The organism is Brevibacillus sp. FSL K6-2834 (genome assembly GCF_038592925.1).
In the GTDB taxonomy this organism is placed as follows: Bacteria; Bacillota; Bacilli; order Brevibacillales; family Brevibacillaceae; genus Brevibacillus; species Brevibacillus borstelensis.
The window spans coordinates 4,552,324-4,564,451 of the sequence record NZ_CP151945.1 but is presented as its reverse complement, the minus strand read 5'-3'; the positions used below and the strand labels follow the sequence as shown (position 1 = coordinate 4,564,451).

Annotated in this window: 15 protein-coding genes; 12 read left to right on the top strand and 3 right to left on the bottom strand. The window is 45.4% G+C overall.

Features of this window, described 5'->3' with window-relative positions; genetic code table 11:
• The first annotated feature begins 10 nt into the window (after positions 1-10).
• A complete protein-coding gene (locus NST96_RS22390) occupies positions 11-346 on the top strand; it encodes an Imm3 family immunity protein (protein ID WP_024984113.1) in 336 nt (111 codons plus the stop codon).
• A 457-nt stretch (positions 347-803) separates the two neighbouring features.
• A complete protein-coding gene (locus tag NST96_RS22385; RefSeq protein WP_031933667.1) occupies positions 804-1,664 on the top strand; it encodes a hypothetical protein in 861 nt (286 codons plus the stop codon).
• Here the strand turns inward: NST96_RS22385 and NST96_RS22380 are convergent.
• Positions 1,627-1,833: a helix-turn-helix transcriptional regulator gene (locus NST96_RS22380; RefSeq protein WP_081924506.1), complete on the bottom strand. Its 207-nt coding sequence runs from the start codon at positions 1,831-1,833 to the stop codon at positions 1,627-1,629. The two genes, NST96_RS22385 and NST96_RS22380, sit on opposite strands and share 38 nt — an antisense overlap.
• Positions 1,834-2,003: 170 nt before the next feature.
• Here NST96_RS22380 and NST96_RS22375 point away from each other — a divergent pair, with 170 nt between their 5' ends.
• The 8 genes from NST96_RS22375 to NST96_RS22340 all read left to right on the top strand — a co-directional run bounded on the left by NST96_RS22375 (position 2,004) and on the right by NST96_RS22340 (position 7,079).
• Positions 2,004-2,780 (top strand): recombinase family protein, encoded by a 777-nt coding sequence (locus NST96_RS22375; RefSeq protein ID WP_031933666.1) that lies wholly within the window; start codon positions 2,004-2,006, stop codon positions 2,778-2,780.
• Positions 2,781-2,900: 120 nt separating this feature from the next.
• Positions 2,901-4,139, top strand: coding sequence for an IS110 family transposase (locus NST96_RS22370; RefSeq protein WP_031933665.1), 1,239 nt, complete (start codon positions 2,901-2,903; stop codon positions 4,137-4,139).
• Between the two features lie 112 nt (positions 4,140-4,251).
• Complete coding sequence (locus tag NST96_RS22365; RefSeq protein WP_051925700.1) at positions 4,252-4,596, top strand: hypothetical protein; 345 nt, start codon at positions 4,252-4,254, stop codon at positions 4,594-4,596.
• A gap of 39 nt (positions 4,597-4,635) precedes the next feature.
• Positions 4,636-5,124, top strand: a complete 489-nt coding sequence (locus NST96_RS22360; RefSeq protein ID WP_031933663.1) for a hypothetical protein — start codon at positions 4,636-4,638, stop codon at positions 5,122-5,124.
• Position 5,125: 1 nt separating this feature from the next.
• Entirely contained in the window at positions 5,126-5,341 is a 216-nt protein-coding gene (locus NST96_RS22355; RefSeq protein WP_031933662.1) for a hypothetical protein, read from the top strand.
• Between the two features lie 367 nt (positions 5,342-5,708).
• Positions 5,709-5,972 carry a hypothetical protein gene (locus NST96_RS22350; RefSeq protein WP_031933661.1) on the top strand — a complete coding sequence of 88 codons (264 nt, stop codon included), beginning with the start codon at positions 5,709-5,711 and terminating at the stop codon, positions 5,970-5,972.
• The gene (locus NST96_RS22345; protein ID WP_031933660.1) at positions 5,969-6,265 is read left to right on the top strand and encodes a hypothetical protein; all 297 of its coding nucleotides are present in this window, start codon (positions 5,969-5,971) and stop codon (positions 6,263-6,265) included. The genes NST96_RS22350 and NST96_RS22345 overlap by 4 nt, the downstream gene beginning before the upstream one ends.
• A gap of 115 nt (positions 6,266-6,380) precedes the next feature.
• Positions 6,381-7,079 (top strand): helix-turn-helix domain-containing protein, encoded by a 699-nt coding sequence (locus tag NST96_RS22340; RefSeq protein WP_170208417.1) that lies wholly within the window; start codon positions 6,381-6,383, stop codon positions 7,077-7,079.
• Between the two features lie 291 nt (positions 7,080-7,370).
• On the opposite strand, the gene NST96_RS22335 is transcribed toward NST96_RS22340, so the two are convergent.
• Complete coding sequence (locus NST96_RS22335) at positions 7,371-8,585, bottom strand: IS256 family transposase (RefSeq protein ID WP_251247396.1); 1,215 nt, start codon at positions 8,583-8,585, stop codon at positions 7,371-7,373.
• Between the two features lie 159 nt (positions 8,586-8,744).
• The gene (locus tag NST96_RS22330; RefSeq protein ID WP_024983052.1) at positions 8,745-10,796 is read right to left on the bottom strand and encodes a methyl-accepting chemotaxis protein; all 2,052 of its coding nucleotides are present in this window, start codon (positions 10,794-10,796) and stop codon (positions 8,745-8,747) included.
• Positions 10,797-11,192: 396 nt separating this feature from the next.
• On the opposite strand from NST96_RS22330, the gene NST96_RS22325 reads away from it, so the two are divergent.
• Both NST96_RS22325 and NST96_RS22320 read left to right on the top strand, forming a co-directional pair.
• The gene (locus tag NST96_RS22325) at positions 11,193-11,627 is read left to right on the top strand and encodes a hypothetical protein (RefSeq protein ID WP_003392418.1); all 435 of its coding nucleotides are present in this window, start codon (positions 11,193-11,195) and stop codon (positions 11,625-11,627) included.
• Between the two features lie 27 nt (positions 11,628-11,654).
• Positions 11,655-12,047, top strand: a complete 393-nt coding sequence (locus tag NST96_RS22320; protein ID WP_003392416.1) for a VOC family protein — start codon at positions 11,655-11,657, stop codon at positions 12,045-12,047.
• Positions 12,048-12,128 lie beyond the last annotated feature (81 nt).

Below are 12,128 nucleotides of genomic sequence, written 5' to 3'. Positions count from 1 at the left end.
GAAGATGCCAATGCTAAGCAGTTATAAGGAACTTGAGCAGTATATTATTGATGATTTTGAAGAGTTCCTAGATGAGGGGCTATCTTTATCGCAAGTAACGGAAAAATTGCTTGTCGAATATCACCGTGGGATTGTCAACAGTCAGGTTGAAAAGTTAGTTGTTTATCTGACAATCGCTCTTCTTTGTCTCGATAAAGGCTATCTTAGAGAGGATATAAAAGATGAATTGAATATCATGATTAGTGATATTGCATCAATGTCATTGAAGGAAGAGTTAGAATCCGAAGATATTACGAAAATTATGAACGGAGTTGAAAAATATAAAGAACAATTAGGGAATATATAGTATGGGGCTACCCAGTAACGATTGAACAACTTTACTTCATCAGTACCAACATAACCTTTGTTCTATCAATATGATATTTTCATGAATTAAGATGTACGTACTGCATGTCTGGAAAAAGTATACTTATTTAACGCAATAGCGTTACATGGAACAGGTCAATTATGGTCAGATACCACCATAAAAGACCTGTTTTTTGTTATCTTCGTTTTCTTGCGGTTTTTTCAAATATGATTGCAACAATGTACGTACATAGGACGATTGATATGGTGAAAGAGATTTGACCTCAACTTTTGAGTGGGATAAGACGACCATAAAGAGTGTCAGGAATCAACTGAGAGTATTACAACGGGAAGGACATGTGTGAAAGGCTAGCCACCTGCCCTCTAATATAGCCCGAAATTCATGAAAAAATCGAATATAGCCCGAAATTCATGAAAAAATCGGGAGGGGGCGGCACATGGAAGGAGTCAGTGTATCCATCGACCGTATCGTCATTGATTTTACAGACGTGTATTGGGATTTCTTCAATGAGTTCCATAAACGAATCTGCCACTTCTACGGGGTTAAGATGACGGTGGGGGAAAAAGGATTTCAATACCGCATCAAAATCAACACAGGAGAACATTTCCTGCATATCTCCTACAAGTTGGTCATTGCTCCGAAAACCCGTAAGAACACGCTGAGGATTGAGGTCTATCCGAAGTCACTTGTTTACTTCCGTCATTGGCTAGAACAAATCCGAAATTACGCCAATCAAATCCTGTTTGTGCGATGTGATATAGCTTTTGACATCCCCGTTTCCATAAATGACCTGTTTACCATGTCTAAGAAGGGTCGCAAGCTACGACTGTTCAAAGGCACTCGCTACTATAACGGCAAGCATCAACGTCAGGAGGATGGCTATTGTCGGGTGTATGACAAGAAACGTCAGTTGTTGGAGATAGGGCGGCAGAAAATCAAAGGGGAACTAACGAGGATGGAAATCGTATACGCACCGAAGGTGAAGATACCACTTGCTTCACTGGTTCAATTTCCGCCGCAGTTCAACAGTAAGTATCTATGTGCTGTATTGACGGACTTATCCAAGTTTGCCCCGAAGGTGGGGCGGCTCGTTCAGGAGATTCTGCAAGGAGAACTTCTACCGCAGGATACAACCCCCTACTACCGTAAGCAAATTCAGGAACAAATGAAAACGCAGGATGTGATTGACCTGAATGAACTAGCGGCGGAGCAGTGGCAGGAAGCAGTAACCCTCCCTTGTGCAATCCTATCAGGGAAGATTAGTCATCTTCCAATACAAGAAGTTCGTTCAGGCTGATGTTTAAGGTCTTACAAATCTGCTCCAAGGTATCGAAGTAAGCCGTATTTACTTTATCGGAGCAAAGATGGCTGATAGTATTGGGGCGGATGTTCATTAAACGAGCTAGTTCCCGTTGAGACATCCCCCTTTCTTCTAAGATTTCTTTTAACCGCAACCGAATAGGCAATGATAATCCCTCCAAATATAACGCTTGTCCGATATATGCGAATCACCAAATTTTCTTCAACTATAGCATTGTAATCTAGTTGAATGCAACGGTGATACGATATATAATCAATTATATCGGTGTGGCGTTACATGAATCTGAATTTCTGTAACGGTGGGGGAGGAAACACCATGAACGTCATCGGTTACGTAAGAGTATCAACACAAGGACAAGCCAAAGATGGCTACAGTTTAGGGTATCAACAAGACGAAATCCGCTCCTATTGTCAGGAGCAAGGATGGAACTTGATGAACATATATGTTGACGAAGGTATCAGTGGGGCGAAGGTGAACGAGGATGCTCTTGAGGTAGACAGAATGGGCTTCCAGAGCATGTTAGCCGCCCTAGCCAGTAAAACCATTGATGCAGTTGTCGTCCTCCATACAAGCCGTCTATGGCGGTCAGACATTGTGAAAGTTCTGGTTCACAGAGAGTTTAAGAAGTACGGAGTGGACGTTCGGAGCATTGAACAGCCCACCTACAGCATTTACAAGAAAGACCCGAATGACTTCCTGATAAATGGCTTGATGGAATTGTTAGACGCATACCAACGTCTTGAAATCGCCATGAAATTAAGTAGAGGGCGTAGTAAGAAAGCCCAACAGGGCGGCTATGCAGGAGGACGGGCAACATTCGGATACAAAGCAAAGAAAGGTCATAAATGTATCCAAGTAGACGAAAGACATGCCCAGACCGTCCGCAGAGTATTTGAAATCAAGGAACAGTATCCCACATGGTCATTGACCCAGATAGCTGAAACACTGAATCAAGAAGGATTTACAACGCAACAAGGCAGATTGTTTACCAAAGTACAAGTGAAACGAATCTTGGACAAACGTGATTTTTATAGCGGCACATATCGCTATGGAGATATACAGGCAGATGGCTTGCATGAAGCCATTCTGTGACAGGAAGTGAATGGAGAGGCTTGCGTCCCATTGCGGCTCGAAAGAGTAACGCTTGAACTGAGGTTGCCCCCATTTTACTCCTATTCATCAAAGAATCCGTACACAGGGGTGATTTCTTTTATGCACTACAAGCAAAAACACATCTATGTCGGGCTTGATTTGCACAAAGCCCACCATACAGCCGTTATCATCGACTGTTGGAATACGAAGTTGGATGAAATCCAAATCGACAACAAGCCAAACAGTTTCGATGACCTGATGAAAACGGTCAAGAAGCATTGCAAAAAAGGAATGACTCCTGTCTATGGATTGGAGGATACGGGCGGCAACGGCAGAGCATTAGCCGTTCACCTTGTCGAGAGGAAACAAATCGTTAAGGAAGTCAACTCTGCCCTCTCCTACAATGAGCGTAAGAGTTACGCTACCACCCAAAAGAGCGACAGTTGGGATGCGTATTGCATCGCCAAAGTGTTGCTTGCAAGACTAGATGAACTGCCAGACGCCAATCCGCAGGACATTTACTGGACAATTGGGCAATTGGTGGCAAGACGAAACGCACTGGTCAAACATGCCAGTTCATTGAAAAATCAACTGCATCAACAATTAAGCTACCACTATCCGTCCTACAAGAAGTTCTTCTGTGATGTAGATGGAAAAGCCGCCCTTGCCTTCTGGGAGAAGTACCCTGCTCCCCATCACTTGGAGTCGGTGGGGGCGGATGACTTGGCGACCTATCTTCGCAAAGCAAGCCATAACACCTGCTCTACCCGTAAAGCAGAAGAAATCTTGGAACTGGTAAAGAAGGACGGGGAGACGAAGAGGAAGTTTCAAACGTCCAGAGACTTTATTATTGTCAATATGGTTCAGGACATGAAGCGGAGCAGAGAACTGATTAAGCAGACGGAAGAACAACTTCGTCAGGTCTTATGTGAGACGGACTATAAGCTAGAGTCGATGGATGGAATCAGCACCGTTACAGCGGCGGAACTGATTGCCGAAATCGGAGACATTCGCCGCTTCTCCAACGCTGACAAATTAGCCCGTTTTGCAGGTATTGCCCCTGTCCGCTTTAGTTCGGGCGGCAAAGGCAAAGACCAAGCAAGCGGACAAGGAAATCGGGTATTAAACGCCATCTTCCATAACTTAGCCGTTCAGCAAATCCAAGTAGCGAAAGGCGACAATAAAAAACAACGGAATCCTCTCTTCTATGACTACTATCATCGGAAGCTAGCAGAAGGCAAGACCAAGAAGCAAGGCCTGATATGCGTCATGAGAAGGCTCGTAAACATCATTTACAGTATGATGAAGCACAAGACCGAGTATCGGGCGGCAACTCTAACAGAACGTCAGGCAAGTTGATATAATGGTGGTAATTGGTAAAACAGTTGCCACCTTCCTTATTCCCAAGTTTAAGATTACAACTTAGGGGACGGGTGAAACTGTTTCTTACTACAGAGTTCAAGGTGGCGAAATGCCAAATGCAAGCCAAGTTAGAATACAGGTTGATGAAAATGGAAAAATGGTAATCCCAAACAAAGAAGCGAATTTGAATGTTAGTGCAGGAACTAGGGAACATGCCGAGTATTTCTTGCAAAAAAGGGGTAACGGTGCAGAAATTGTTGAAGTTGAAGTACCGAAATGGTTTGATGATTTTGTTAAAGAAAATGCAATTCCACAGTACAAATATAATTCAAATCCTCTTAATCAAGGGGGGACAGCACCAAAAGTGGTCGACCCGAGTACGCCGGGAACATCATATGAATTCCCTGCCCCTTGGATTCAGTGGCTTGAAGAGTATGGTAAAATAAAAAAATAGGATTATCGAGAGGTACTTGAATACTGAGGAGGAGGAACAGTGCACAACAAGCCAAAGTATGCTGAGACTATAATAGTTTTAGTCAAATATAAGAAATCTTTCAGATGGTTTGTAGCAGATAAGGAGATATGGTTTTTGGATTTGAAAAAATTAATTTCTTCATATCTTGAGAAAGGATTTGAAATTCCTAATCCTGATGACTTCTCAGACAGATTTAATATCGCAGTAGTAAACGAGGACACGGCGGAAGACTTCCTCCAAAAGCTTAGTGACTTTGAGGTTGGAACAGAAGAATTAAGGAAAATGTTAGAGCAGGGAACGTATAGTTATATTTCAGAAATGTTACCTTCCCTATACGTGGATTTTGATGATAAGGAATTGACTTCCTACTATCCTGAACCTGCATCTTATGAACTATATGTACCGAATGGGTGGCTTGGGAAGTATGAGCAATTTATTGAGGTCATTCCTGAAGACTATCGTTACTGGATAGTCGATGGTAACAATCTATTTTTACAAGGAGGGTAAAATGAAAAGCGAAGACACCTTTACGATAATGAAGGACATGTTCGGTAAAAAGGGAAGTGAAGAACAGGTAGAAGGGCTTACACTAATAATTGATGGCAAGTTGAAAGATGTTTTTGATACAATAATAGCCAAGTCAGATGATTATAAAAATTACACTGATGTACTTAGTAGTGTGATTGTGCACGGAGTAAATGAGATAATTGAAAAACTAAAATAATCTATGTGTTATTGGCGGGGCGACCCAGTGCCGAATGAGGGAATTTGAAAATAGTCTCCCGCCCGTATATGCATCATACACCGCCAATTTAGCGGGTGGGAGATAACGAAGCCAAGCCAATTCGACACTATATGGTTACTGGTTGAATTAAACTTGGTTGATTAGTGTGACAGGATGCGGTTGCGTACTGTAAATTCATTCGGGCTCTACCGTTACGGGTGAGCCTGTTACCTAACGAGCGGATTTACTCCGATGTGACAAATTCAAGATTCAAAAAGCACCCCATGCTTCTGTATGTCTGGTGTGATTCCTACCTATAGAGTGTCTAACCTAATAAGGGAAGACAACTTGAAAGGAGAAATCAATCATGATGCATCCCGTAAAAGAATGCATTCAGAAGCTAGGGCTAACCCATCGGGCGTTTGTTGTTTTGCATGATATTCCTTGGGAAAGATTTCGTAGTTGCTTGTATGGCTACACCGATTCCATCCCCCGCGCCATCCTGAATGTCATGATACAGCATGGCTACGATGAACAGGACGTACAGCGTCAATATCTCTTATGGCGGAAATGGAGAGTCGAACAAGAGATACACGCCCCCGCCGCCGCAGAAGGGAGGGCTAACGCATGAAAAGACTGCCGTTAGATACAGTCCTAACCCTAATGCGGCGGGAGAACGTGCTCGGTTATGGCTCTGATATGGACGAACTTGCCTGCATTTTTGCCAAGCATGTTACAGACACTCTCTCGCAGGAGCAAGCCGAACTAAGCCTAGCTCACTACCTCGCCAAATCAACACATAAGGATGTCATTCATCGGAATCAAGTATTAGCGAAAGTTACTCGATTCCTTAATCAGTATGGATGGAATCTATCCGACTATCATAAAGACTACTATCGTAAATATTTTCCGTTGTTTGGCTAATCCATTCCCCGCCGTTGTGCGGGGTTTTTCCTTTTCTACAGGTCTTAACTGTCGTTTATGAAGCTCGTATAAGGAAAGTAGGAACAATATCATTTACAGAAAAGGGATGGTTAGAATGGGTGCATTTAATTGGCTAAATGATGCAATTGATCGATTTAATTATGTCGGTAATGATGGAGCTGTGGAAGGGATTCTCATACCCGAGGGGGAGGAAGGTAATTATGTCCGTTGCTGGGAAGCCAATCTCGGCCATTATCTCCGAACCCCTAACGTATTGCGGCGATGCTTTTTTCTCTCTCCGAATGAATTGTCTGTTCTATGGGAACTAGTGTGGCGGCTTGACGAAAATGGTTATGGAAGCGTTTCGCAAAAAACGATTGAACTCTATACAGGACTATCAAACAAGACTGTTGGGAAAATGATGAATCAACTGATGAAAAAGGGATTCATACAGAAAAAACGAACAACAGCTACTGATATCATTCGCACATGCAATTTATCGAAGAACCCATATATTCTCGTTAGTGAGGGGGTGCATTATTGGATATCTTTTGTCATAGGAATTTTCTTACCTGACCAAAAAGGAAAAAAACTTGAGAGCCAATTCGATAGTAACGTGTCGGCTTCCTTAGATTTGGTTAGAAAAGTAGTAAAGCAGTTTGTTGGTCAGCCTCGTCAGTATCAGCCTTTTATTGAAAGACTTCAAGCAAATGGGGACTTCAAGGATTTGTATGTGGAAACAATGAGGGACTTACAAGATTATCTAACGGATGCTTATAACGCCAAGGCGTTTCAAATTAACGGCTTAGAATAAAATTTGAACCATACACTTTCAAAACGAAGTTTCTTCGGTAGGTATGGTACAAACATCAAAAGCTATGGAAAGGAGTACATTGGTCTGCCGAAAGTACTTCGGATAATTACTTAAAGAGGGTCTGTCAAGATTTTTGTGTAAACTCAATCAACCGATATATGAACAGGTTTCATCCCCCTAATTGGGACATCTTTTTCGGAGCCAATAGAGTCAAGGGCGTGAGGCGAAGTGAACCCTTGACGCGTTGGTGGAGAAAAAGATAATCCCTTCGGGGATGAAGCCTTTCATTTGTTAACGGATGTACGGCTGTACCCGATCTTCAAAGAAAACGGATAGCTGTAAGAGAATCTGGCCCCAGTTCTGAACTCGTCCCGTCCACTTTCGTAGAACATCCATGGTTACGAGATATAACATCTTCAAAAGGGCATCATCTGTGGGAAACATGGCTTTTCCTTTTGTCACCTTTCGAAGCTGTCGATGATAACTCTCGATCACGTTAGTTGTATAAATCAGCTTTCGAATCTCGGGAGGATATTTAAAGAAAGTGGCAATCTCGTCCCAGTTATTCCGCCAGGAACGAACCATCAAGGGATATCTACTGCCCCAGGTTTGTTCAAACTGATCGAGTTCTTCCAACGCGGCTTGCTCCGTTGGAGCCTTATAGATAGGTTTTAGCTCGGACGTGATCTTTTTGAGATCCTTATAGGAAACATACTTGATGGAATTTCGGATTTGATGGATAACACATTTCTGAATCTCCGTCTTCGGATAACATGCAGAGATGGCTTCTGTAAAGCCACGAAGATTATCGACGCTTGTAATGAGAATATCCTGGACTCCACGATTTTTCAGTTCGTTGAGGACATGCAGCCAGAATTTTGCCGATTCATTCTCCCCAATCCAGATCCCAAGCACATCTTTATGACCGTCAAGGTCAATACCAATGACCATATAGGCGGCTTTATTGACGATAGCTCCGTCCTGTTTTACCTTAAAGTGAATGGCGTCAAGGAAAACAACAGCATAAACCGCTTGCAAGGGGCGATTTTGCCACTCTTTGATCATCGGTACAATCTTATTGGTTACATTTGATATGAGCGTTGGTGAGACTTCGATGCCATAGAGCTGCTGCAGATGGTCTTGGATATCGCGTGTGGATACGCCTTTGGCATAGAGGGCAAGAATTTGATCTTCGATCCCTGTAACATTGGATTGATGTTTCTTTACAATGTTTGGTTCAAAATCACCCTCTCGATCCCGAGGGACTTGGATGTCGACATCCCCGTACTCAGAACGGACGGTTTTCTTGCTATACCCATTGCGACTGTTGGTTGTCCGCTTGTTTTTCATGTCATGCTTGGCGTATCCAAGAGAGGACTCGATTTCAGCTTCCAGCATTTCTTGGATTGTGTCTGCGAATAGATCCTTTAACGCTGACTGTACGTCGTCCACTGACTTCATGTTTTTCTCTTTGATCCACTGCTTGATCTGCTCTTTTGACATCATAAAAATCTCCCAACCTTTCTACTCCTAATTGTAGTTTAGAGGTTGAGAGTTTACACAAAATATTTTACAGACTCAACCAAAAAGGTCATGAGAGCTTTTACGCCCTCATGACCTTCTTTACTGCCAGCCATCAGCCATCCTATCCTCTACTCACCAAGCCTACAACTTAAACGAACGAATCGAATCGTACAGCTCCGTCGCCATCCGGGCGAGCATTGCGGAAGCTGCAGAGATTTCCTGCATCGAAGCGTTTTGCTCCTCGGCAGCGGCGGCTACCGTCTGGGTATTGCCGGCGGATTGCTCCGAGATCCGGGCGATTTCCTGAATAGCCTCGATCATCGTCTCCATCTGCTTGCTGATCTCCGCCATATACGATGAGACTTCATCGGTCTGGCCAAACAGCACGCGGGTCGACTGTGAAATCTGTTCAAAGGCTTGTCCCGTGGTCTGCACATACGTCATTCCTTCCTGCAAGACGTGAGATCCGTTTTGCATGGCGGCGATGACAGCGGTCGTGTCGCTTTGAATGTCTGTCACGATACGGTGTACCTGGTCGGCGGATGCCGCCGTCTGTTCTGCGAGCTTGCGGACCTCATCGGCAACAACGGCAAAGCCGCGTCCCTGTTCTCCGGCCCGGGCTGCTTCGATCGCGGCGTTGAGCGCGAGCAGGTTGGTCTGGGCGGCGATATCCGTGATCAAGGCGATCATCTGCCCGATCTCCTGCGAACGCTGTCCGAGAATGTTGACCACGTCGGAAGTGTGGGTCATCTGGCCCTCGATCAGATGCATTTGCTCAACGGCTTTGCTGGCCATCTGATTGCCTTCGGCTGCCTGATCCCGCACCGTGGAGGTAGATTCGGTGACGGTTTTTACCGCTTCCTCAATTTGCGAAATGTGGGAAGCGATCTGTGTGACGATTTCTGTGCCCCGTGAAGTCGCTTCCGCTTGTTTATCTGCCCCGTAGGCGATGTCCTGCACGGCTTCGGCGATCTGCTCGGTGGCCTGGCTGGTCTGCTGGGCGCTGGCGGTCAGCTGCTCGGATGTGGCCGCGACTTGCTCGGAGTGAAAGCTGACGCGCTGCAGCGTCTCGCGCAAGGTAGCGGTCATCTCGTTGAATCTGTTTGCCATTTGCCCCAGTTCGTCGGCTGTGTCCAATTGAATCGTTGCAGTAAAGTCTCCCGAGGCCAGCGACTGTGAAAGCCTGTTTGTTTTGTCGAGCTGTCGGGACAGATAACGGCTGAAAAAGTGAATCACCACGACCAGCACGAGAATTCCGGCGACGCTTGTCAAAGAGAGCTTCCAGAGAAGCGAGTTGACCGGTGCCAATAGCTCCGCGTCTGGCATCACGAGAGCCAGCGTCCAGTTCGTTTGGGGAATTTTGTGAAAATAAACGGTATTGCTGCCGTTTTGATCGGTAAAAGCAGCTTGCCCCTCAGGCTCGTCCAGCAAAGTACGGCTGATGGCCGCCAGTGAAGCGTTCTCGTCAGCGGAAATATTCGCTTTCAACAGCTTGGCGGTGTCGGGGAACGAAAGATAGGTTCCCTCGCTGTCGATCAAGAACGACCAGCCGGTTTCCCCGACTTTGATGTCAGAAACCATCTTTTGAATGCTTCCCAGCTCGAGGTCATCGGTAGTCACGCCCATCAGCTTGCCGTTTTGGTCGTAAAAAGGAGCAGTGACGGTGACCATGGCAGCCTTCATTTTTTCATCGTAATACGGGCGCGAAAAGACGTAGGGCTTGTCGGTAGACGCACCGTTTTTGTACCATTCCTGCCCCGTATAGCCAAAGCTCGGGTCATTGTATTCCTCGGTCATGGTGACTGTGCTTTGTGAGCGTTGGCCATATGTCGAGAAGTACTGGATAGCGGGGTCGTATTTGTACGGCTCCATAAAGATGCCCATCCCAAATGATGTCTCATGTAAAGGTACAGTCTTTTTCAGCAGAGCGTGCAGGTCTTGCAGCTTGTAGGAGGAAGGGGCGATCTCAATGGTCTTTGCCAAAGCCTCGGTCACCTTGCCATGGGATTCCAGTTGGCTTTCAATTCGCGCGCTAACCATGCCAAGCTCTTTGCGCATCTTCTCTCCGATTTCTTCAGTTAGGAGGGAATGCGCGGTAAAGGCCGACACGCCCATCACGAGTGCCAACGTCCCCATGATCACAGGGAGCATGATAGCTAGTGTGCGGGTACGAATGCTTTTAAATCGAAACATGATACCTCTCCTCTCAAAAAGGCGTCTCTATCCTATTCCCAATCTGTGGAAGCTTAAAACCGCCGACTCTAACCATTATACAAAATTGGCAGGATAGGCCTATTGTTGGTAAAATGTTCAAATTAGTCAGAAAACATTGGTCATCCCGGTCATTTTTCGCTACAATAGAAATACGTTCCAACCTTTGCAAACTGGTATGATTTTCGACTAGAGACAACACCTTCTTATACGCTACAATGCAAGAAAGACAAAAGACCGCAAAACTTTTTTGAGAAAGTTGCATTTGCGATTTTTACAGGGAAGGAAACAGAAATGCTTTGCGGTCGGGACTTTTGTTCCTCTGATGGACGAGGGAGAATGGTCATACGTTTTGTTTGGCAAAAAGGAGGGAGAGGCATGAGTTTTTGCTGTGGTGCCGGAATGATAGGCTCGATAGGCTCGGTTCGTCATTACAAGACGCTGGTTCACAACGTGCCGATCATGTTTTGTCCGGTTTGTGATAGAATAGAGGTTCACCCTGCTATTGAGGGAGAATACGAAATTTTGGTGGAATACGCACAAGGGGATCGGGCGCCGGAAGTTGACTTTGCCGATTTCGTTAGTGTTGACAATACATCCGAGTTGTTTGAGAATTGTACCATGACGGATGAAGCGGGCAGCTTCGCCGACGTGCTGAAGCAACAGATTGATATATCGCTTGATTTGCTGGGCGTCGCAAAAGAACTGAAAGACGACGACTGGCGTGAAGCGCTGATGCTCAGGCTCAAACGACTCAGTGATCGTTTGAAGCAATACAACCGACGGAAGGAAATGTCAAAGCGCAGCGCGTGACCTGAGTTGACGTGGGAGGCAGTGTAAATGTTTCATTTGAAAGGCGTGCATCACATCGCGTTAAATTGTCAGGATGTGGTGAAGGTAGCTCGTTTTTTTAAGGATATTTTGGAAGTCCCCATCCCGGAAGAAGACATCGAAGAAGGAGCGCCTATCTACTTTCAAATTGGCACTTACACACGGATTGGTCTCCATGCCTATGAGGGCGAGGAAGGAAAAAACGGTGTCGGGCAAGTGGACCATATCGCTTTTTCCCTGACCAGCCGTGCCGAGCTGGACTATCTGGTAGACAAACTGGAAGCGGAAAATATCTGCTACCGCGGACCGATTACGCGTCCGACCAGCTTCAACCTTTACTTTGAAACGCCGGACGGGCATCATCTGGAGGTCCGGCTGGATAAAGACGAGCTGGATGAATAGATATACGAGAGGCACCTTTGGGAGATGCTGCAGCGTCTCGCAACAGGTGCCTTTTTTGCATGCTCCACAAGACAAGCGCAG

Coding starts and splice junctions, on each gene's coding strand:
- NST96_RS22330 (WP_024983052.1), bottom strand. CDS start 10,796: ATGTTTCGATTTAAAAGCATTCGTACCCGCACACTAGCTATCATGCTC.
- NST96_RS22335 (WP_251247396.1), bottom strand. CDS start 8,585: ATGATGTCAAAAGAGCAGATCAAGCAGTGGATCAAAGAGAAAAACATG.
- NST96_RS22390 (WP_024984113.1), top strand. CDS start 11: ATGCTAAGCAGTTATAAGGAACTTGAGCAGTATATTATTGATGATTTT.
- NST96_RS22320 (WP_003392416.1), top strand. CDS start 11,655: ATGTTTCATTTGAAAGGCGTGCATCACATCGCGTTAAATTGTCAGGAT.
- NST96_RS22355 (WP_031933662.1), top strand. CDS start 5,126: ATGAAAAGCGAAGACACCTTTACGATAATGAAGGACATGTTCGGTAAA.
- NST96_RS22325 (WP_003392418.1), top strand. CDS start 11,193: ATGAGTTTTTGCTGTGGTGCCGGAATGATAGGCTCGATAGGCTCGGTT.
- NST96_RS22365 (WP_051925700.1), top strand. CDS start 4,252: ATGCCAAATGCAAGCCAAGTTAGAATACAGGTTGATGAAAATGGAAAA.
- NST96_RS22345 (WP_031933660.1), top strand. CDS start 5,969: ATGAAAAGACTGCCGTTAGATACAGTCCTAACCCTAATGCGGCGGGAG.
- NST96_RS22385 (WP_031933667.1), top strand. CDS start 804: ATGGAAGGAGTCAGTGTATCCATCGACCGTATCGTCATTGATTTTACA.
- NST96_RS22340 (WP_170208417.1), top strand. CDS start 6,381: ATGGGTGCATTTAATTGGCTAAATGATGCAATTGATCGATTTAATTAT.
- NST96_RS22370 (WP_031933665.1), top strand. CDS start 2,901: ATGCACTACAAGCAAAAACACATCTATGTCGGGCTTGATTTGCACAAA.
- NST96_RS22375 (WP_031933666.1), top strand. CDS start 2,004: ATGAACGTCATCGGTTACGTAAGAGTATCAACACAAGGACAAGCCAAA.
- NST96_RS22350 (WP_031933661.1), top strand. CDS start 5,709: ATGATGCATCCCGTAAAAGAATGCATTCAGAAGCTAGGGCTAACCCAT.